The following is a 19,591-nucleotide window of genomic DNA, read 5'->3' as shown; positions in this document are numbered from 1 at the left end:
TCACCTGCCGGGGGTCGTGGAGGAGAGAGCGGGGGTGGCTGCGGGCGCCTGCGCCGGGGACGCCGGTGCGGAGGGGGTCGGCGTGGGTGTCGGCTCAGGGACGGGAGTCGACTCGGAGGCGGGAGTCGGGGTGGAACCGGGGGCCTGCGTGGAGGCCGGTGTGGAGGTAGGCGCGGGGCTGGGCACCGGCTCGGGGGCAGTCACCTGGGGCGGGATCAGCGCCGGGATCCTCAGTGCGGCCTGTTCCGCCTGCTCAGCCGCCTCCGGGACACCCCTGACGGTGCCGTCGGGGTCGAGGAAGGCCGGGTCGCCGCCGGGCACCATGCCGAGCTGCTTGGCCCGGCGCTGAAGGGCGTCGGGCGCGGCGTAGGCGTCCACGTCCCGCTGGAGCGCCTGTTCCTCGTCGGTGAGGCTCTTGGTGTCCTTCTGGAGGTCGTCGAGCCGGAACCCGCCTTCGCTGAGCGCGGAGTTCAGTACGAGGAGCCCGATGAGTCCGCCGCCCAGCAGGAAGACGACGAGCAGGACGAAGGGGGTACGGGCGGCCTGCCCCGGTCCCGCGGGGAAGAGCCTGGCGAGGCGGGCGGCCCGGCCCCTGAGTTCGGGTCTGCTACTCACTCACCCTCCCCGCGAGTCGGTTCTTCCCACGCGCCTGCCCGCTCACCGCCCGGCGACTCCGGGGTCTCCCGCTCCCCCGCCGTCCCCTCCGTACGTCTCACTCGGCGTCCTCCCTGATGCGCTGAGCCCCACGCAGTCGCGCCGGGGCGGCTCGCCGGTTCTCGGCGACCTCTTCCTCGGTGGGAAGTTCGGCACCACGGGTGAGCAGCTTGAGCCGGGGCTGGTAGCGCTCAGGCACGACCGGCAGTCCGGGGGGCGCCGTGTTGGCGGCGCCGGCCGCGAACACCTGCTTGACCAGCCGGTCTTCGAGCGAGTGGTACGACAGGACGGCGATCCGGCCGCCGAGGGCGAGCGCTTTCACCGCGGCCGGGATCGCCCTTTCCAGGACGGTCAGTTCACCGTTGACCTCGATGCGCAGCGCCTGGAAGGTGCGCTTGGCGGGGTTGCCCCCGGTGCGCTTGGCGGCCTGCGGCAGCGAGTCGCGGATCAGTTCGACGAGCCGGGCGCTGTTGCTGAAGGGCTCCTTGTCACGCTCGCGCACGACCGCGGAGACAATCCGCTTGGCCTGCTTCTCCTCGCCGTACGCCCGCAGGATCCGGACGAGTTCACCGGCGGGGTAGGTGTTGAGGACCTCGGCGGCGCTGATGCCCGTCGTCTGGTCCATGCGCATGTCGAGGGGGGCGTCCTGGGCGTAGGCGAACCCGCGGTCGGCCTCGTCGAGTTGCATGGAGGAGACTCCGAGGTCGAACAGGACTCCGTCGACCTTGGGCAGGCCCAGCCGGTCGAGTACGTCGGGCAGTTCGTCGTAGACCGCGTGCACCAGGTCGGCCCGCGCGCCGAAGGGGGCGAGCCGTTCCCCGGAGAGGCGCAGGGCCTCCTTGTCGCGGTCGAGGGCGACCAGCCGGACCTCGGGGAAACGGGCGAGCAGTGCCTCGCTGTGGCCGCCGAGGCCGAGGGTGCAGTCGACGACGACCGCTTCGGGCCGCTCCAGTGCGGGGGCCAACAGGTCCAGGCACCGCTGGAGCATCACCGGGACATGTCGACTCTGGCTCAAGGGGCCCTCTCAGGTCGGGCCGGCCGTTACGCACCACCGGATCCCGGGCCGCTCGAAGAAGGCGGGCCCGCCGGCGCCAAAAGCGTCAGCCGACCGGGAGCGGGAGGAGGCCGAGCCGTACGTACGCGCCGCGCACGCGGGGATCTAACAATCCAGCAGGGAGTCTCGGCTCCCGCTTCGCGTCACTTTAGTCCACGGTGTCGCGCGGTCAATCAACCGGCCTGCGCGTCGCACGGCCCTGCCCGGCAAGCCGCAATTCCGCCGCAATCACCCGTAGGGGCACACTCACACCACCCGTGTGGGTTACCTCACAACAACACTCATTGATGTTCTTTGTCCCCTCTCACAGCGGGCCCGGAAGGGACGTGACCAGTACCGTCATGCCTATGACGACTTCCGCATCAGTTCCCACCGGACCCGAAGGCGCCATAGCCACCGCCGAGACCGTCATCGACCGCCTCGTCGAGGCGAACGGGCAGTACGCGGCGGCTTTCACCGACCCGGGGATGGACGCCCGCCCGGTGCTCAAGGTGGCGGTCGTGGCCTGCATGGACGCCCGTCTCGACCTGCACGCCGCGCTCGGCCTGGAGCTCGGCGACTGCCACACCATCCGCAACGCGGGCGGCGCGGTCACCGACGACGTGATCCGCTCCCTCACCATCAGCCAGCGGGCGCTCGGCACCCGCAGCGTCATACTCATCCACCACACCGGCTGCGGCCTGGAGTCCCTCACCGAGGACTTCCGGCAGGAGCTGGAGGCCGAGGTCGGACAGCGTCCGGCGTGGGCGGTGGAGGCCTTCCGCGATGTCGACCAGGACGTACGCCAGTCGATGCAGCGCGTGCGCACCAACCCGTTCCTGCTGCACACGGACGACGTCCGCGGCTTCGTCTTCGACGTGAAGTCGGGCCTGCTGCGCGAGATCGATCCCGCTTGACCGAACCGGACCGCCCATCCGTACGTATGTCTCTACGAAATTTACCCTTCACTTCAGGGCTGAAAAGCCCTGAAAATCAGACATACCCCTGCCAGTTATCCACAGGCGAGTGACACGAACCGGTAACGGCAACAAGAATGCGGGTGTGGCGTCGCGCGGAACTCTTTCCGTGTGGTGTCCGTGTTTCGGGGTGGGCCGGTCCGCATCGCAGGCGTCGGCCCGGAGAAAGAACGGGCCGAGGAGGGCCGTGTGACGACCTATGACGATCGAGCGAGCCTCACTGATCTGACCGCCACTGTGGAGCGAGTCCGCAGTTCGGTGGAGGGAGTGATCGAGGGCAAGCCTGAGGTCGTACGGCTTTCGCTGACCGTGCTGCTCGCCGAGGGGCATCTTCTGATCGAGGATGTCCCCGGCGTCGGCAAGACCATGCTGGCGAAGACGCTGGCCAAGTCCATCGACTGTTCCGTGCGGCGCATTCAGTTCACGCCGGACCTGCTGCCCTCGGACATCACCGGTGTGTCCATCTGGGACCAGCAGCGCCGCGACTTCGAGTTCAAACCGGGGGCGATCTTCGCGCAGATCGTGATCGGCGACGAGATCAACCGTGCCTCGCCGAAGACCCAGTCCGCGCTCCTGGAGTCCATGGAGGAGCGCCAGGTCACCATCGACGGGCAGACCTACGAGCTGCCCAGCCCGTTCATGGTGGTGGCCACCCAGAACCCGGTCGAGATGGAGGGCACCTACCCGCTCCCGGAGGCACAGCGCGACCGCTTCATGGCCCGCGTGTCCATCGGCTACCCCAGCGCGGAGGCCGAACTCCAGATGCTGGACGTGCACGGCGGCATCTCCCCGCTGGACGACCTCCAGCCGGTGGCCCACGCGCACGACATCGTGAAGCTCGTCGAGGCCGTCCGCAACGTGCACGTCGCGCAGGCGGTCCGGCGATACGCGGTGGACCTGGTCGCCGCCACGCGCACCCACCCCGATCTCAGACTCGGCGCCTCACCGCGCGCCACCCTGCATCTGCTGCGCGCCGCGAAGGCCTCCGCCGCCCTCAGCGGCCGGGACTACGCGCTGCCGGACGACGTGCAGGCCCTCGCCGTGGCCGTCCTGTCCCACCGTCTGCTGCCCACCGCCCAGGCCCAGCTCAACCGCCGTACCTCCGAGCAGGTCGTCCAGGAGATCCTGCAGCGCACCGCGGTGCCCGCGGCACCCCAGCAGCAGAGCGGGTTCGGCATGGGCCGCTCCGCGCCCGACTTCGGCCAGCAGCCGCCGCGGAGGCTTGGATGAGCGCAGAGGCGCCGGGGCACCCGGAGGACGACGACCAGAGCGACAAGGGCGGCGTGCGCACGGCGCTGGCCGGCCTCACCACCCGAGGGCGCTCCTTCCTGGCCGCCGGGGTCGCCGCCGCCATCTGCGCGTACGTCCTGGGGCAGAGCGATCTGCTGCGGGTGGGCGTACTGCTCGCCGTGCTCCCGCTGGTTTGCGCGACCGTCCTGTACCGCACGCGCTACCGGGTGGCCGGCAGCCGCCGGCTCTCCCCCGCGCGCGTGCCCGCCGCCGCCGAGGCCCGCGTCCATCTCCGGATGGACAACGTCTCGCGGCTGCCCACGGGCCTGCTGATGCTCCAGGACCGGGTGCCGTACGTGCTCGGTCCGCGTCCGCGTTTCGTCCTGGACCGGGTGGAGGCCGGCGGGCGCCGCGAGGTGTCCTACCGGGTCCGCTCCGACCTGCGGGGACGCTATCCGCTGGGCCCGCTCCAGCTGCGCCTGACCGACCCGTTCGGCATGTGCGAACTGACCCGCTCCTTCTCCACGTACGACACCCTGACGGTGATCCCGCGCGTGGAGACCCTGCCGCCGGCGCGGCTGACCGGCGAGGCCAAGGGGTACGGCGAGGGCCGGCACCGCTCACTGGCGCTGGCCGGCGAGGACGACGTGATCCCGCGCGGGTACCGCTACGGCGACGACCTGCGCCGCGTGCACTGGCGCTCCACCGCCCGCTACGGCGAGCTCATGGTGCGCCGCGAGGAGCAGCCGCAGCGCGCCCGTTGCACGGTGCTCCTCGACACCCGGGGCATCGCCTATCTGGGCGCGGGCCCGGACTCGGCCTTCGAGTGGGCGGTGTCGGGCGCCGCTTCCGTCCTGGTCCACATGCTCGAACGGGGCTTCTCCGTACGGCTGCTGACGGACACGGGCAACTCCGTGCCCGGTGAGGGCGCCGAGGGTTTCGCGGGCGCCAGCCAGGAGTCGGCGGACGCGGCCGGACTGATGATGGACACGCTCGCGGTGATCGACCACTCGGACGGCATGGACATCTCCCGCGCGTACGACGTGCTGCGTGCCGGCGGCGAGGGGCTGCTGATGGCGTTCTTCGGCGATCTCGACGAGGAGCAGGCCGCGGTGGCCGCCAAGATGCGCCAGCGCAGCGGCGGGGCGATCGCCTTCGTGCTGGACAGCGAGACCTGGGTGCGGGAGCCCCACGATGTGCCGGGTCCCGAGGACCCGGGCGAGGAGTCGCTGCGGATGCTGCGCGAGGCGGGCTGGACGGCGGTGCGGGTACCGCGAGGGGCCGCGATGAGCGACCTGTGGCGTCAGGCGGACCGGGAGCGTTCCGGTCTCGGTGCCCTCAGCGGCGGGGAGGGACGGTCATGAGCGGGCGCGCACGACTGGCGCTGTGCGCCTGGGTGGCGACGATGCTGGCCTCGTGTGCCCTGCTGCCGTTGGTCGAGGACGTGAGCTGGCTGCTCCAGGTGGCCTTCCTGCTGGGCATACAGACGGTCGTCGGCGCGGGGGCCCGGCGGGTGCCGCTGGCCTGGCCGTTGACGGTGGCGGCGCAGCTTCTCGTCTCCCTCGTCCTGCTGACCCTGGTGTTCGTCCGTGAGGAGGCCTTCTTCGGTCTGGTCCCGGGCCCGGACGCCTTCCAGCAGTTCGGCACACTGCTGCAGAGCGGCGCGGACGACGTCGGGCGGTACGCGATTCCGGCGCCGCTGTCCGACGGCATACGGCTGATGCTGGTCGGCGGTGCGCTGCTGATCGGGCTCATGGTGGACACCCTCGCGGTGACGTTCCGCAGCGCGGCTCCGGCCGGGCTGCCGCTCCTCGCGCTGTACTCGGTCGCCGCCGGGCTGGCCGACGGCGGCGGCGCCTGGGTGTGGTTCCTCCTGGCCGCGGCGGGCTATCTGATGCTGCTGCTGGCCGAGGGCCGGGACCGGCTCTCCCAATGGGGCCGGGTCTTCGGCGGCGCACCGCGCGCCCCCGGCGAACAGCCGGCGGGCGGCGCGATCGCCCCCGTCCGCACGGGACGGCGGATCGGCGCGGTCGCGCTGGGCGTCGCCCTGGTGGTGCCGCTGGCGCTGCCCTCGCTCGACGGCGGACTGCTGGGCGCCGCGGGCGGCGGTGTGGGTTCGGGCAGTGGGAACGGCGGCACGATCTCCGCCGTGAACCCGCTGGTGTCACTCCGCGACAGTCTGAACGTCAACGAGGACCGCCAGGTCATGTCCGTGCGCAGCAGCAGCGAGGACACCCAGGACATGTACCTGCGGATCGTCTCGCTGGACTCCTTCGACGGCACCGCGTGGAAGCCGTCCCAGCGGCACATCCAGGACGTGCCCAACACGTTCCCGACGCCGATCGGCCTGCGGGCGGACGTACGGCGCACCGAGATCACGACGTCCATCTCGGCAGCGGACTGGTACGCCCAGGACTGGCTCCCGATGCCGTACCCCGCGACCGGTGTGAAGATCGACGGCAGTTGGCGCTTCGAGCCCGTGGGCCGCACTCTCGTCGGTGACCACGGTCAGAACACCCGCGGCGCGCGGTACACGGTGACGAGCCTGGACGTGCAGCCGACGGCGGAGCAGCTCGCCGAGGCACCGAAGCCGGACCCGGCGCTGGTGCGCGAGTTCACCCAGGTCCCGGAGTCGTTGCCGTCGATCGTGGCGCGCACCGCGCGCGAGGTCACCGCCGGTTCGGTCAACGCCTACGAGCAGGCGGTCAAGCTGCAGGACTACTTCGCGGTGAGCGGCGGCTTCCGGTACGACACCCAGGTGCAGGTCGGCAGCGGCTCCAACGCGATCGCGCGGTTCCTGAGGGACAAGGAGGGCTTCTGCGTCCACTTCTCCTTCGCGATGGCCTCGATGGCCCGCACGCTGGGCATCCCGGCCCGGGTCGCGGTGGGCTTCGCGCCGGGCACCCCGCAGCCGGACGGCACGATCTCGGTGGGGCTGCGCGACGCGCACGCCTGGCCCGAGCTGTACTTCGAGGGCGTCGGCTGGACCCGTTTCGAGCCGACCCCGACCCGCGGTTCGGTGCCGGAGTACACGCAGTCCCAGACGCCCAGCACCATCCCGAACCCGGACGTGCCGTCGCAGCAGGCGACCGTCGCGCCGTCCGACTCGGCTTCGGCGAGCGAGACCTGCACGGCGGCGCAGCGGCGGCTGGACGGTGGCTGCGCGAGCGAGTCCGCGCAGACGGCACTGGGTCAGGACGACGACAGCGGCTGGTGGTCCCCGGAGCTGGGGTGGACGCTGGGTGCGCTCGCCGTGCTGGCGCTCCTGCTGCTGCCGATGCTGTGGCGGCTGCGGATCCGGGGCGTACGGCTCGGGGCGCATGGCCGCGCCGACGCCGACGCGACGGTCCACGCGCTGTCGGCCTGGCAGGAACTGACCGACACCGCCTGGGACTTCGGCATCAGCCCGGAGGAGTCCCAGACGCCCCGCAAGGCGGCGGCCCGGATCGTGCGCCTCGGCGCTCTCGATCCAGCGGCGGCGGAATCCGTGCACCGGGTGGCGGACGCCGTGGAGCAGGTCCTGTACGCGCCGACTCCCCGTCCGACGGTGGGGCTCGCGGAGGACGTGCGCCGGGCGACGGACGCCCTGCGCGCCTCGGTGGGCCGGGGCACGCGGCTGCGCGCGATGTTCGTCCCGCGTTCGACCGTACGTGTGGTGTGGGCGCTCTCGGCGCGCTGGTCCGCGCTCGGCGAGCGGGTCGTGGCGGCGAGGCCGGCCCTGCGCAAGCCGTGGGGCCAGCAGGGCTGACGGCGCGGCGGCCGAACACGGCGGTGGCCCGGAACCCTCAAGGGTTCCGGGCCACCGCCGTTTCACGTCCTGCGGTCACAACTCGGGGAACTGCGGCCCGAAGGGCTACTGGCCACCCTGCTGTTCGTCGCGCCGGCGCTGCCAGCGCTCCTCGATGCGGTCCATCATGGAGCGCCGCTGCCGACCCTGTCGGCGAGCGTGCGGGGCTCCGGGGGCGGCACCCGCGGCGGGCTGTTCACCCGGCTTGGGAGCCTTGCGCCAACCCGTCACAGCCAATACCGCACAGCCCAGCATGACGAGGAACCCCACCACGCTGACCCAAATCTGCTGTGCGACCATTCCGGCCATGAGGAGCGCGATACCTACGAGGAAGCCCGCGACCGCCTGGTAGACCCGTCGCCGGGTGTACGTGCGCAGCCCGCTTCCCTCAAGCGCTGTCGCGAACTTGGGATCTTCGGCGTACAGCGCTCGCTCCATCTGCTCGAGCATTCGCTGCTCGTGCTCCGAGAGCGGCACGGAGTCCTCCTCATTCGTGCAGTCGCCGGGGCGACCGGGGGTCCCCTTCAGGATAGGCAGGGAATCGCCCCCGTGAAACCCGCCCCTCTACGCCAATTGGCAACCGGAATCCGCCATGGCCGTCCGGCTTACTGAGGCGTTCATTCCCCAGCAACCGGGCCGTCATGCCGGGCGGTCTCCCTCGATCATACGGCTCCGGGCGGCCGATCGGGGGGCCTGTGGCGTACTCCATCTGCGGCCGAGCCCCTGATCAGCGCTCCGCCACCGGAGGTGACTCACGCCTCGGTGGCCCCCGGCGTCTCACCGAGCACATGAAGCTGGGTGGCCACGGAGTGGAACGCGGCCTGTTCGGCCGCCGCGGCCTCCAGCTTCAGCAGCGCGTCCAGGGCGCCGGGCTCGGTGTCCACGAGGACGCCGGGCACCAGGTCGGCGAAGATCCGTACGCCGTGTACGGCGCCGACGCGCAGGCCGGCGCTCTCGACCAGCGCGGTGAGCTGTTCGGCGGTGAAGCGGTGGGGCACGGGGTCACTCTCGCCCCAGCGGCCGTTCGGGTCGTCGAGGGCCTGCCTGGCCTCCTTGAAGTGCCCTGCGAGGGCCCGGGCCAGCACGGCGCCGCCCAAACCGGCGGCGAGCAGGCTGAGGACGCCCTCGGAGCGCAGGGCGGCCACCGCGTTGCGGACGCCCTCGGCGGGGTCGTCCACGTACTCCAGGACGCCGTGGCAGAGCACCGCGTCGTAGCCACCGCGTTCGACCACGTCGAAGAGGCCGTGCGCGTCGCCCTGGACGCCGCGGACGCGGTCGGCGACGCCGGCCTCGGCGGCCCGGCGCTCCAGCGCGAACAGCGCGTTGGGGCTGGGGTCGACGACGGTGACACGGTGGCCGAGGCGGGCGACGGGCACCGCGAAGTTGCCGCTGCCGCCGCCGGTGTCGAGGACGTCCAGCGACTCGCGCCCCGTGGCTTTGACGCGGCGTTCCAGGGCGTCCTGGAGGACCTCCCAGACGACTGCGGTACGGAGAGAGGCGCGGGGGCGAGTCGGGTTCGACACGGCAGGTGACTCCTCGGCGCGGCGCCGCCTCTGGTCGGGGCGGAGGGAACGGGGCGCCTCCCCGGCCCCGGTGGGCTGCGGAAAGGCTGCGACTTCCCCACCACCCTATTGCCTCCGGTGACGTACCCGGACATCCGCCTCAGCCCGCGTCAGGGACGTCCCGGTCCCTGTCCCGGGCCGTCCCCGGGGACCTGTCCGGGTCGTGGCGCGGCTGGGGCAGCACCGGCTGGAGGACGAGCATCCGCTCGACGAGGCGCAGGAACATCGCCACGTCGCGGATCAGGTCGTCGGCGTCGCGGCTGCTGGCGGCGCCCTGGATGCCGGCCTCGGCGCGGGCGCGGCGGCGGGCACCGGAGGCGAACAGCGCGCTCCACTCGGCGAGTTCGGGAGCTATCTCGGGGAGTACTTCCCATGCGCTGCGGATGCGTGCCCGGCGCCTGGGGGTGGGTTCGGGGCGGCCCCGGGCGGCGAGTACCGCGGCCGCGGTGCGCAGGGCGGCGAGGTGGGCGGTGGCGTACCGCTCGTTCGCGGTCTCCAGGACGGCCGCCTCGTCGAGTCCGGCGCGGGCCTGGGCGAGCAGGTCGAGGGCCGCGGGCGGGGCCGTGGCCCGGCGGAGCACGGGGTGCACGTCTCCCGCCGGCCCGGTCAGTGAGGGGACAGGGCCGGGGGCGCGGCGCCGTGGGGCGGCGGCTGCGTTCGAGCTGGCCATGACGAACCTCCTGTCGTCTGTGTGACGGCACGTCCCGACGGGAGGTGCCGTATGTGCCCATCGTGCGGTATGCCACTGACAATCCGTTCTGACCTGGTCTTTTGCTTCGATCGAAGGTTCGAGCTATCTTTTGCACTGACCAGTCAGTTCAAAGAATTCACGAGGGAGATGGGCACGTGGAGAGTCCCCACGGACTCGGGGTGACCGCCCGGGCCTTCGGGCTCAAGGGGCCTCGCGGCTGGGCCTTCCATGAGGTGTCCTTCGACGCGGAACCCGGTTCGCTGATCGCACTGGAGGGGCCGTCCGGGTCCGGACGCACCTGCCTGCTGCTCGCGCTCACGGGCCGGATGAGGCCCACCGAGGGCTCGGCCGAGGTCGGCGGGTGGAGCCTGCCCAAGCAGTTGGCGGCGGTACGCCACGCGAGCGCGCTCGCGCACGTGCCCGGGATCACCGACCTCGAGCCCGCCCTCACCGTCGGGGAGCACCTGCGCGAACGGGCGCTGCTCCAGCGCCGGTTCGGCGGTTCCCTGCGCGGGCTGCTGCGGCCACGGGCGGAGCGGCTGGCCGAGAACAGGCTGCGGGTCACCACCGCGTTGACGGCGGCCGGTCTCGACCTGGAGGCCCTGCCCAAGGGCTCCCGGACGGCCGTACGCGATCTGGAACGGCTGGAGGCGCTGCGGCTGTCCGTGGCGCTGGCGCTGGTCGGCGGGCCCCGGCTGCTGGGCGTGGACGACACGGACCTCAAGCTGTCGGACACCGAACGGGCCGAGGTGTGGGCCATGTTGCGGTCGATCGCCGAGGCCGGGACGACCGTCGTCGCGGTGTGCAGCGAGGCACCCGAAGGGGCCGTCGCGGTATCGACCGTGTCGGCGTTCCCGCGCGCGCGGGAACCGCACGAGACCGGAACCCACGAGATCGAGACTCAGGAGAAGGAGACGGCGGATGCGCTCCCCGAGACTGGCCGCGCTTGAGCTCAGGCGCTTCCGCCGGGGCAGGCTCCCCCGGGCCGCCCTGGCCTCGCTCCTGCTGCTGCCGCTGCTGTACGGCGCCCTGTACCTGTGGTCCTTCTGGGACCCGTACGGCAGGCTCGACCGCATCCCCGTGGCGCTCGTGAACGACGACCGGGGGGCGAGCGTCTCCGGGAAGGAGCTCACCGCCGGGGCCGACATCGTGAAGGGGCTGCGGGACAGCGACACCTTCGAGTGGCACGAGGTGAGTGCGGCCGAGGCGCGCGAGGGCGTCGAGAACGGCACGTACTACCTGTCATTGACCATGCCGGCCGACTTCAGCCGGCGGATCGCGTCCAGTTCGGGCAACGCTCCGGAGACGGGCGCGCTCCAGGTGCGGACCAACGACGCCAACAACTACATCGTGGGGCAGATCTCCCGGACGGTGTTCGGCGAGGTGCGTACGGCGGCCTCCACGAAGGCGTCGCGGTCGTTCCTGGACCGGATCTTCGTCTCGTTCTCCGACATCCACGGGCAGACCGTGAAGGCCGCCGAGGGCGCCGACACCCTCACGGGCGGCATCGGCAAGGCCGAGAAGGGATCCAAGGACCTCGCCGACGGGCTGAAGGACGCCGAGGCGGGCAGCGGCAAGCTGGTCCGGGGACTGAAGAAGCTGGACACGGGCGCGGGCGACCTCGCCGACGGATCGCGGCAGGTCGCCGCGGGCACGCAGACGCTCGCCGACCGGGTGCACGGCGTCTCGGACCGGCTCGGGCCCTTCCTCGAGGACAACGAGAAGACGATCGGGGACGCCGCCCAGCTCGTCGCCGACTCGGCCGGTACGGTCCGGCGCAACCTCGGCACCCTGGTGAAGGCCGCCCCGGTCGCCGCCGAGGGCGCCCACACGGCCTCCACCACCCTGGACGGCGTCTACCGGGCGCGCTGCGAGACCGCGGTGCTGCCCGACGCCGCGTGCGCCGACCTGAAGAAGGCCAGGAAGGCGGCGGCGGACGTGGCGACGGTCGCCGACGACGTCGACACCCTGGTCGCCGACCAGAACGGCGACCTGGACCGCCTCGACCGGCAACTGGCCACGCTGCAGAAGCAGGCCCAGTCGCTCGCCGACCGCGCCCCGCGCCTCTCCGAGGACCTCGACGACGCCGTCCGGAAGGTCGACCGGCTCAACGCCGGGGCGGCCCAGGTGGCCACGGGAGCGCGGAAGCTGCACACCGGGCTCACCACCGCCAGGGCCGGCGCCACGGCCCTGGACACGGGCGTCCAGGAGCTCAGGACGGGCGCCGACGACCTCTCCGGAGGCATGTTCAAGCTCGCCGACGGCTCCGGGAAGCTCGCCGGCGGACTGCACGACGGCGCCGGGCGGATCCCCGACTACGACCGGCAGGACCGTGACGCGCGCACCCAGGTGATGTCCGACCCGGTCCAACTGGCGTCCAAGGACCTGCACAAGGCACCCAACTACGGCACCGGATTCGCCCCCTACTTCATCCCGCTGTCCCTTTGGGTGGGCGCGATGGTCGCCTACATGCTGATCCCGCCGCTCAACCGGCGCGCGCTCGCCGCGGGCGCCTCCGCGTGGCGCATCACCCTGGCGGGCTGGCTCCCCGTGGCCGCCCTGGGCGTGCTCCAGACCGTGGCCCTGATGTCCGTACTGCACTGGGCGGTCGGCCTGGAGATGGTGCGGGCGGCGGGGACAGTCGGTTTCCTGTTCCTGGTCACCGCGTGTTTCGCGGCGATCGTCCAGTGGCTGAACGCCCGCTTCGGACCGGCGGGACGGATCCTCGTACTCGCCTTCCTGATGCTCCAGTTGACGTCCGCGGGCGGCACCTATCCCGTGCAGACCAGCCCCGACTTCTTCAACGCCATCCACCCGTTCATGCCGATGAGCCATGTCGTCGAGGCGCTGCGCAGGCTCATCACCGGCGGTGGGCTCGGCCCGGTGTGGCAGGCGTGTGCCGTGCTGGCGGCGTTCACGGCCGGCGCACTGGCGCTGACCGCCGTGTCGGCCCGTCGCAGGCAAGTGTGGACCCTGGACCGGCTGCACCCGGAGCTGAGCCTGTGACGTCTCGTCAGCGGGTGCCCGGTGTTCCTGTGAGAATCGGAGCCATGGAACACAGCAGGACCGCGTCGGGCGGCGGTACGCGCCGCGAGGCCACCCGGCAGAAGCTCTACGAGGCAGCCGTCACGCTCATCGCCGAACAGGGCTTCTCCGCCACCACGGTGGACGAGATCGCCGAACGGGCAGGCGTCGCCAAGGGCACGGTCTACTACAACTTCGCGAGCAAGTCCGTCCTCTTCGAGGAGTTGCTGCGCCACGGTGTGGAACTCCTCACCGCCTCCCTTCGGGAGGCGGCCGAGCAGACCACCCGGGACGGCGGCACCAGGATCGACGCCCTGGACGCGATGGTCCGGGCCGGGCTCGTCTTCATCAGCCGCTATCCGGCCTTCACCCAGTTGTACGTGGCCGAGCTGTGGCGGACCAACCGGGCCTGGCAGTCCACCCTGATGGTGGTCAGGCAGCAGGCGGTGGCGGTCATCGAGGACGTCCTGCGCGAGGCGGTGGCGGCCGGCGAGCTCAGCGACGAGATCGACATCCCGCTGACCGCGGCGGCCCTGGTCGGCATGGTCCTGGTCGCCGCCCTGGACTGGCAGTCCTTCCAGCCGGAACGCTCCCTGGACGACGTCCACTCGGCGCTGTCCCGGCTGCTTCAGGGACGGGTGGGCGGCAAGGGCTGAGCGGGCGGGGTCCGGGTGCACAGGAAAGCGCCGGTCCGTTGTGGCCGCGTCCCCCGCGGGCCACCTCGAACCGGCGCTTCCTTCCTGCTCCCCCGTTTCCCCCGTACCCCCCTGTTCCCCCGTGCGGTCGTTCCCCCGGATCCCCCGGTGTCTCGCTCCCGCCGACGGATCGGCGGAAGGAGCGGTCCAGGGCCTCGGCACCGTTCCGCCGCCCCGTGTCGGCGGTACCGGAGCCGTGCCCTTTTCCGTGTCTCCACTCTCCCGTTCGCGCAGGTCGTCGCCCATCCGTGCGCCTACTCATCTCTCCCCCTAGGTACGCGTACTCAGCCCTGCGCGCTCACCCCCACGACACGCCGTTGCCGACTGGTTACCATCGCGTCCGTGTCAGTACTCCCCTTGGTGTTCACCAGCGGCTGGGCCAGCGGCATCAATGCGTACGCGGTGGTGCTCCTCCTCGGCGTCTTCGGCGCGACCGGGCTGAGCGACGAGGTCCCCGAGTCGCTGCAGCGCCCCGAAGTCCTCGTCGCGGCGGGCGTGTTGTTCCTGTGCGAGGCGGTCGCCGACAAGATCCCGTACGTGGACACGGCGTGGGACGCGGTGCACACGGTGATCCGGCCGGTCTCCGGGGCCGTCGTCGGGGCGCTGCTGGCCGGGCAGAGCGGTTCGCTGTCCGATCTGGCCGCGGGTGCGATCGGCGGTTCGACGGCGCTGGCCAGCCATGTGGTCAAGGCCGGGACGCGGATGGCGGTCAACACCTCGCCGGAACCGTTCAGCAACGTGATCGTGAGCGTCGCCGAGGACCTCGGAGTCGCGGGCATCGTGACGGTCGCGATGTTCCACCCGCAGGCGGCGGCGATCATCGCGGGCGCGCTGCTGCTCACCGGCCTGGTCGTGCTGTACTTCCTGGTCTCCCGGATCAGACGGTTCCTGCGCCGCCGGGCGCAGCGGCGCGAGGAGAAACGGCTGGTCACAGGCCCCTGACGGGATTGTCAGTGGGGGCCGATAAAGTCCCTCGTATGGCACGGATTGCGGTGATCGGCGCCGGCATGGGCGCGATGGCGGCCGCTGCCCGGCTGGCCGTCGCGGGCCACCGGGTGGCGGTGTACGAGCGTGGGGAGACGTACGGCGGAGCGGTGCGCCGCTTCGAGCGCGACGACTTCTCGTTCGACACGGGCCCGGGGCTGCTCACCCTGCCCGCGGTCTACCGCGACCTGTTCGTCAAGACCGGCAAGCAGCCCCTGGAGGAGTGCGTCGAGCTGGTCCAGGTCGACCCGTCCTCGCGGCACGTCTTCCCGGACGGCACGGAGGTCGCCCTGCCGAACGCGTCCCGCGCGGGCGTCGTCCAGGCGCTGGAGGCGGCTCTCGGCCCCGGGGCGGGTGACCGCTGGGGCGACTTCCTGGTCCGGGCCCGCGAGGCCTGGGACCGCACCCGCAGACCGCTCCTGGAGGAGCCCCTGTGGACCGACTGGCAGGTGCTGGCGGAGCGGGAGCCCTATCCGGCGGTCCCCCACAAGCGGCTGCTGCGCACCCGTCGGGCCGGCACCCTCTCCGAGGTCGCCGCCTGGGAGCTGCGCGACCCGCGCCTGGCCGCCCTCCTCGAGAGTCACGCCCTGGCGTTCGGCCTCGATCCCCGGGCCGTTCCGGCGAGCGCGGCCGTGCTGCCGTACATGGAGCACGCCTTCGGCACCTGGTATGTGCGGGGCGGCATCCGGGAGTTGGCGCGCGCGGTGTACGAGCGGTGCGTGGCCCGGCGGGTCGAGTTCGTCTTCGGGGCCGAGGTCATGGGGATCGTCGAGAAGGACGGCCGGGCGGCGGGGCTGGAGTTGGCCGACGGCACGGTCACGGAGGCCGACCATGTCGTGGCGGGCGTGGATCCCGTACGGCTGAAGGGGCTGGCGGAGCACACGCTCGACGAGGACGGTGACGTGTTTCCCGACGCGTCGACGCCCTCGCCGGGCCGGTTCACCGTGCTGCTGGCCCTGCGCGGGGCCCGCGAGAAGGGTGCCGCGCATCGCACGGTGGTGCACGCGCCGGACCGCGAGGCCGAGTTGGACTGGATCAGCGGGGAGGGGAACGGCCCGGTTCGGCCCACGGTGACCGTGCTGCGGCCGGACGATCCCGGGCTGCGGCCCGACGAGGAGCACGAGTCCGTGGTCCTGAGCGCCCCGGCGGCGGTCATGGGCGACTGGGGTGCGGACGGCCCGGCGGAGGGGTTCGCGGAACTGATGGTCGGCGCGGCGGAGGCCGCGATTCCCGGGCTGCGCGAGCGAATCCTGTGGCGGGAGATACGGACGCCAGGACACTCGGGGGACGAGACGGGCGCGTTCCTCGGGGGCATGCCGGCGCCCTCACTGGCGGGCGGGAACGGGGACTTCCTGCATCCCGCCAACAGCACCCGGCTGCCGGGGCTGTACCGCGTGGGCGGCTGGTCGCACCCCGGGGGCGGGCTCGCGCACGCGGGCATGTCGGGTGCGCTGGTGGCCGGGCTGATCGTGGAGGGGCCGGGCTTCCGGGGCTCGCAGTGAGTCCCCGGGCGCCCGGGCGGGGCGGCGGACCTCAGAAGCGGTACTGCTGCTCGTCGAACCCGTTCCCGTGCGTCTGCCCGTTGCCGTTGGCACCGCCCTGGCCGTTGCCGTTGTCCTGGTAGGGATACTGCTGCTCCGGCGGGAGTTCACCGCCGAAGAACGGGTCGTCGGTGTTGCGCTGCTGCGGGACCCAGACACCGTTCGACGGGGTCTCGTGGTAGCCGCCGTTGCCGTACTGGTCCTGGCCGTAGCCCTGCTGGCCGCCGTACTGCTGCTGGTCGTAGCCGGAGTCGTACGAGGTGCCGCCGTAGCCCTGGCCGATGTACGGGTCGGAGTAGGCGGCGTACTGCTGCTGGCCCGAGGCGTCGTAGCCGTACTGCTGCTGGTCGTAACCGGTGTAGCCGTCGTAGCCGTAGGTCTGGTCGCCGTTCTGGGCCGCGGCCGCGTACGACTGGTCCTGGCCCGCGCCCGCGTAGGACTGGTCCTGGCCGGTCGCCGACGCGTAGGCGGCATCGCTGTATATGCCGTACGTGCCGGTCTCGTCGGGGATGGGCTGCGGTTCGTAGACGGCCGTGTTCCCGGTCTCCGTGGGCCGCAGGGGGCGGGCGGGGGTGAAGACGTCGTCCCGGTCGTAGTCGCGGTCGAAGTCCTCGCCCTGCTGGTACGTTCCGGCACCGGTGTCGTAGGCATCGTTACCGGCGCCCTCCGCGGGGCTGCGGCCGAAGTCGCCGAAGTCCGCGTCCGTGCCGTTGCCCTGCCCGTAGGCGCTCTCGGTGGCCTCCAGGTCGGAGACCTCCAGCGTCGGGTCCTGGTGCTCCCCCTCGCGGCGGCCCTTCTTGCCGAACCGCGCGAGGAGGCCCGTGCGGCCCGCTACGGCCCAACCGGCCGAGAAGCCGCTGCGGAACGACAGCGTGACGTAGGTCTGGCCGACCGCGAAGGCCGCGGCGCCCAGGCCGATGACCAGCACATTCGGGATGAGCACGCCGAGGACCACGCCGAGGAAGCCGACGAAGGCCAGCAGACGCCAGCGCAGCCGCGCCTTGTACTGGAGCAGAACCTCTCCGAGTAGCCACAGCGCGACGACGCCAAACGCGATGTAGAGGACCGTCCAGCCCATGTACGCCCCTCTCCCAGTGGCCGCTACGCAGTGTGTCGTACGCCCGTGCGGCCGGTCTAGGCCCGCTGTGGGTGGTGCAGACCCAGGTTTTCGTAGATTTCCAGCGATGCCGTGGAGTTGTTCAGCGTAATGAAGTGCAGCCCGGGAACTCCCTCGGCCAGCAGTCGCGCGCAGAACTCCGTGGCGAACTCGATGCCAATGGAGCGTACAGCCGTCGCGTCGTCTTTGGCTGTGAGGATCCGCTCTTTCAGGGTAGAAGGGATGGCCGCGTTGCTGAGCTGCGGCAACCGCTCCAGCATCCGCACGCTGGTCACGGGCATGACCTCGGGGATGACCGGGGTCGGGCAGCCCGCCGCCGCGACCGCGTCCCGCAGCCTCAGATAGGACTCCGGGTGGAAGAACATCTGGGTGATCGCGTAGTCCGCGCCGGCCCGGCACTTGTCGACGAAGTGCGTGACGTCCGTGTCCCGGTCCGGTGAGCGCGGGTGCGTCTCGGGGAAGGCGGCGACGCCTACGCAGAAGTCGCCCGACTCCTTGATGAGCCGGACGAGTTCGGCGGCGTACGTCAGACCGCTCGGGTGCGGTACCCAGTCGGCCATCGGATCGCCGGGCGGGTCGCCGCGCACGGCCAGGATGTTGCGGATGCCCGCGTCGGCGTACTGGCCGATGATGTTGCGCAGTTCGGCGACGGAGTGGTTGACCGCGGTGAGGTGGGCGACCGGGGTGAGCGTGGTGTCGGAGACGATCTGCTGGGTCTCCTTGACCGTGCCCGCGCGCGTCGACCCGCCCGCCCCGTAGGTCACGGACACGAAGTCCGGCGCTACCGCCTCGACCCGCCGGAGCGCGTTCCACAGGCTCCGCTCGCCCTTGGGGGTCTTGGGCGCCGAGAACTCGAAGGAGTACGTGGTCTTGCCGGATGCGAGCATGTCGCGCACAGTGCGTGCGCGGTCGGTTCGGGTGGACGCGGTTCCGAGGGCCATACCCGCAGGTTAGTCAGGGGGCGGCGGTCTCCCAACCGGATGGCGGAAATTTGCCCGGATTGTCGCCTTGTTGTCCACGACTCGGACACCTGGCGGTGGCTCAGCCGACGCTCACCACGAACGCAGCCGCTTGGCGAACTCCGCCGCCGCCGCGCCCGGGTCGGTCGCCTCGGTGATCGCCCGTACGACGACCACGCGGGTGGCGCCCGCCGCCAGCACCTCGTCCAGGTTGCCCAGGTCGACGCCGCCGATGGCGAACCAGGGACGCTCGGTGGCGAGCCCGGCCGTGTGGCGGACCAGGTCGAGGCCGGGGGCGTGGCGGCCCGGTTTGGTGGGGGTGGGCCAGCAGGGGCCCGTGCAGAAGTAGTCGACGCCCTCCTGGACGGCGGCCGCCTCGGCCTCGGACTCGGCGTGCGTGGAGCGGCCTATGAGGACGTCGGGGCCGAGGATCGCGCGGGCCGCCGGGACGGGGAGGTCGCCCTGGCCGAGATGAAGTACGTCGGCACCGGCGGCGTGGGCGACGTCCGCGCGGTCGTTGACGGCGAGGAGCTTGCCGTGCCGGGCGCAGGCGTCGGCGAAGACCTGGAGGTGGTCCAGTTCCTCGGCCGCCTCCATGCCCTTGTCGCGCAGCTGCACGATGTCGACCCCGCCGGCCAGGACGGCGTCGAGGAACTCGGCGAGGTCGCCCTGCCGTCTGCGGGCGTCCGTGCAGAGATAGACCCGGGCGTCGGCGAGCCGCGCACGGGCGGTACCGGCGCTCGCCCCGGGCACGGTGTCGGTCGTCTCGGGCATACGTGTCCCCCCATGGGCGCGCCCCTGGGTGTTCACCCGGGCGCGCCCCTGTGTGGTGGTGTGCGGGCCGAGGCCCGCACACCGGCGGCTGGTCGGATCAGACGGCGAGCGCCTGGGCCCGGCGCTTCACCTCCGTGCCGCGATTCTCGCTGAGGGCCTGCGCGGGGGTGCCGGGCAGGCTCGGGTCGGGAGTGAAGAGCCACTCGAGCATCTCTTCGTCGGAGAAGCCGTCGTCCCTCAGGAGCGTCAGGGTGCCGGTGAGGCCCTTGACGACCTTCTGCTCGGCCCCGTCGATGAAGGCGGCGGGGACGTGCAGCGCGCGGTTCTCGCCACGGCGTACGGCGATCACTTGGCCCTCCTTGACCAACTGCCGGACGCGTGTCACCTCGATGTCGAGGATTTCCGCGATGTCGGGCAGCGTGAGCCAGGCGGGGACGAGAGCATCGATCTTTGCGTCAATCTCGGTCACGGGACAAGCCTGCCATCCCGCACTGACAGTCGGAAGCGGGACCCCTGTGACCTGCGCCGTTGTGATGGTGTCGAGCCGCGTCGGGCAACGCCCG

Annotated in this window: 18 protein-coding genes; 9 read left to right on the top strand and 9 right to left on the bottom strand. The window is 71.9% G+C overall.

All coding sequences use genetic code 11. The features are described 5' to 3' along the window. Both PV396_RS00320 and rsmH read right to left on the bottom strand, forming a co-directional pair. A complete protein-coding gene (locus PV396_RS00320) occupies window positions 1-615 on the bottom strand; it encodes a hypothetical protein (RefSeq protein ID WP_319199514.1) in 615 nt (204 codons plus the stop codon). Between the two features lie 97 nt (window positions 616-712). After that, window positions 713-1,669 carry a 16S rRNA (cytosine(1402)-N(4))-methyltransferase RsmH gene (rsmH, locus tag PV396_RS00315; RefSeq protein ID WP_319199513.1) on the bottom strand — a complete coding sequence of 319 codons (957 nt, stop codon included), beginning with the start codon at window positions 1,667-1,669 and terminating at the stop codon, window positions 713-715. Window positions 1,670-2,055: 386 nt separating this feature from the next. Between rsmH and PV396_RS00310 the strand changes: the two genes are divergently transcribed. The 4 genes from PV396_RS00310 to PV396_RS00295 all read left to right on the top strand — a co-directional run bounded on the left by PV396_RS00310 (window position 2,056) and on the right by PV396_RS00295 (window position 7,642). Next, window positions 2,056-2,604, top strand: coding sequence for a carbonic anhydrase (locus PV396_RS00310; RefSeq protein WP_319199512.1), 549 nt, complete (start codon window positions 2,056-2,058; stop codon window positions 2,602-2,604). Window positions 2,605-2,853: 249 nt separating this feature from the next. After that, a complete protein-coding gene (locus PV396_RS00305) occupies window positions 2,854-3,894 on the top strand; it encodes an AAA family ATPase (RefSeq protein WP_319199511.1) in 1,041 nt (346 codons plus the stop codon). After that, window positions 3,891-5,258: a DUF58 domain-containing protein gene (locus PV396_RS00300; protein WP_319199510.1), complete on the top strand. Its 1,368-nt coding sequence runs from the start codon at window positions 3,891-3,893 to the stop codon at window positions 5,256-5,258. The genes PV396_RS00305 and PV396_RS00300 overlap by 4 nt, the downstream gene beginning before the upstream one ends. Further along, window positions 5,255-7,642 carry a DUF3488 and transglutaminase-like domain-containing protein gene (locus PV396_RS00295; protein WP_319199509.1) on the top strand — a complete coding sequence of 796 codons (2,388 nt, stop codon included), beginning with the start codon at window positions 5,255-5,257 and terminating at the stop codon, window positions 7,640-7,642. Before PV396_RS00300 ends, PV396_RS00295 begins: the two co-directional genes overlap by 4 nt. 105 nt (window positions 7,643-7,747) lie before the next feature. Here the strand turns inward: PV396_RS00295 and PV396_RS00290 are convergent, their stop codons facing one another. The 3 genes from PV396_RS00290 to PV396_RS00280 form a co-directional block, all read right to left on the bottom strand. Beyond that, a complete protein-coding gene (locus PV396_RS00290) occupies window positions 7,748-8,158 on the bottom strand; it encodes a DUF3040 domain-containing protein (protein ID WP_318321074.1) in 411 nt (136 codons plus the stop codon). A gap of 275 nt (window positions 8,159-8,433) precedes the next feature. Then, complete coding sequence (locus PV396_RS00285) at window positions 8,434-9,204, bottom strand: methyltransferase (protein WP_319199508.1); 771 nt, start codon at window positions 9,202-9,204, stop codon at window positions 8,434-8,436. Window positions 9,205-9,343: 139 nt separating this feature from the next. After that, window positions 9,344-9,913: an SAV_6107 family HEPN domain-containing protein gene (locus tag PV396_RS00280; RefSeq protein WP_319199507.1), complete on the bottom strand. Its 570-nt coding sequence runs from the start codon at window positions 9,911-9,913 to the stop codon at window positions 9,344-9,346. A 176-nt stretch (window positions 9,914-10,089) separates the two neighbouring features. On the opposite strand from PV396_RS00280, the gene PV396_RS00275 reads away from it, so the two are divergent. The 5 genes from PV396_RS00275 (at window position 10,090) to PV396_RS00255 (ending at window position 16,139) form a co-directional block, all read left to right on the top strand. Then, window positions 10,090-10,884 carry an ATP-binding cassette domain-containing protein gene (locus PV396_RS00275; RefSeq protein WP_319199506.1) on the top strand — a complete coding sequence of 265 codons (795 nt, stop codon included), beginning with the start codon at window positions 10,090-10,092 and terminating at the stop codon, window positions 10,882-10,884. Beyond that, window positions 10,856-12,940, top strand: coding sequence for a YhgE/Pip domain-containing protein (locus PV396_RS00270; protein WP_319199505.1), 2,085 nt, complete (start codon window positions 10,856-10,858; stop codon window positions 12,938-12,940). Before PV396_RS00275 ends, PV396_RS00270 begins: the two co-directional genes overlap by 29 nt. A 44-nt stretch (window positions 12,941-12,984) precedes the next feature. Beyond that, window positions 12,985-13,614: a TetR/AcrR family transcriptional regulator gene (locus PV396_RS00265; RefSeq protein WP_319199504.1), complete on the top strand. Its 630-nt coding sequence runs from the start codon at window positions 12,985-12,987 to the stop codon at window positions 13,612-13,614. Between the two features lie 381 nt (window positions 13,615-13,995). Beyond that, window positions 13,996-14,595: a DUF4126 domain-containing protein gene (locus tag PV396_RS00260; protein WP_319199503.1), complete on the top strand. Its 600-nt coding sequence runs from the start codon at window positions 13,996-13,998 to the stop codon at window positions 14,593-14,595. Between the two features lie 35 nt (window positions 14,596-14,630). After that, window positions 14,631-16,139, top strand: a complete 1,509-nt coding sequence (locus PV396_RS00255; RefSeq protein WP_319199502.1) for an NAD(P)/FAD-dependent oxidoreductase — start codon at window positions 14,631-14,633, stop codon at window positions 16,137-16,139. 31 nt (window positions 16,140-16,170) lie between these two features. Here the strand turns inward: PV396_RS00255 and PV396_RS00250 are convergent, their stop codons facing one another. The 4 genes from PV396_RS00250 to PV396_RS00235 all read right to left on the bottom strand — a co-directional run bounded on the left by PV396_RS00250 (window position 16,171) and on the right by PV396_RS00235 (window position 19,497). After that, window positions 16,171-17,256: a hypothetical protein gene (locus PV396_RS00250; RefSeq protein ID WP_319199501.1), complete on the bottom strand. Its 1,086-nt coding sequence runs from the start codon at window positions 17,254-17,256 to the stop codon at window positions 16,171-16,173. A 56-nt stretch (window positions 17,257-17,312) separates the two neighbouring features. Further along, window positions 17,313-18,236, bottom strand: a complete 924-nt coding sequence (gene metF, locus PV396_RS00245; RefSeq protein WP_319199500.1) for a methylenetetrahydrofolate reductase [NAD(P)H] — start codon at window positions 18,234-18,236, stop codon at window positions 17,313-17,315. Between the two features lie 111 nt (window positions 18,237-18,347). Continuing rightward, the gene (thiE, locus tag PV396_RS00240) at window positions 18,348-19,028 is read right to left on the bottom strand and encodes a thiamine phosphate synthase (protein WP_319199499.1); all 681 of its coding nucleotides are present in this window, start codon (window positions 19,026-19,028) and stop codon (window positions 18,348-18,350) included. A gap of 97 nt (window positions 19,029-19,125) precedes the next feature. Next, on the bottom strand, window positions 19,126-19,497 hold the full coding sequence (locus PV396_RS00235; protein WP_319199498.1) for an Rv2175c family DNA-binding protein: 372 nt from the start codon (window positions 19,495-19,497) through the stop codon (window positions 19,126-19,128). Between the last annotated feature and the right edge of the window lie 94 nt (window positions 19,498-19,591).

Source organism: Streptomyces sp. ME02-8801-2C, from assembly GCF_033793965.1.
Taxonomy (GTDB): domain Bacteria; phylum Actinomycetota; class Actinomycetes; order Streptomycetales; family Streptomycetaceae; genus Streptomyces.
This window is presented reverse-complemented; position numbering and strand designations above follow the sequence as displayed.

Coding starts and splice junctions, on each gene's coding strand:
- metF (WP_319199500.1), bottom strand. CDS start 18,236: ATGGCCCTCGGAACCGCGTCCACCCGAACCGACCGCGCACGCACTGTG.
- PV396_RS00250 (WP_319199501.1), bottom strand. CDS start 17,256: ATGGGCTGGACGGTCCTCTACATCGCGTTTGGCGTCGTCGCGCTGTGG.
- PV396_RS00255 (WP_319199502.1), top strand. CDS start 14,631: ATGGCACGGATTGCGGTGATCGGCGCCGGCATGGGCGCGATGGCGGCC.
- PV396_RS00295 (WP_319199509.1), top strand. CDS start 5,255: ATGAGCGGGCGCGCACGACTGGCGCTGTGCGCCTGGGTGGCGACGATG.
- thiE (WP_319199499.1), bottom strand. CDS start 19,028: ATGCCCGAGACGACCGACACCGTGCCCGGGGCGAGCGCCGGTACCGCC.
- PV396_RS00280 (WP_319199507.1), bottom strand. CDS start 9,913: ATGGCCAGCTCGAACGCAGCCGCCGCCCCACGGCGCCGCGCCCCCGGC.
- PV396_RS00300 (WP_319199510.1), top strand. CDS start 3,891: ATGAGCGCAGAGGCGCCGGGGCACCCGGAGGACGACGACCAGAGCGAC.
- PV396_RS00310 (WP_319199512.1), top strand. CDS start 2,056: ATGACGACTTCCGCATCAGTTCCCACCGGACCCGAAGGCGCCATAGCC.
- PV396_RS00265 (WP_319199504.1), top strand. CDS start 12,985: ATGGAACACAGCAGGACCGCGTCGGGCGGCGGTACGCGCCGCGAGGCC.
- PV396_RS00270 (WP_319199505.1), top strand. CDS start 10,856: ATGCGCTCCCCGAGACTGGCCGCGCTTGAGCTCAGGCGCTTCCGCCGG.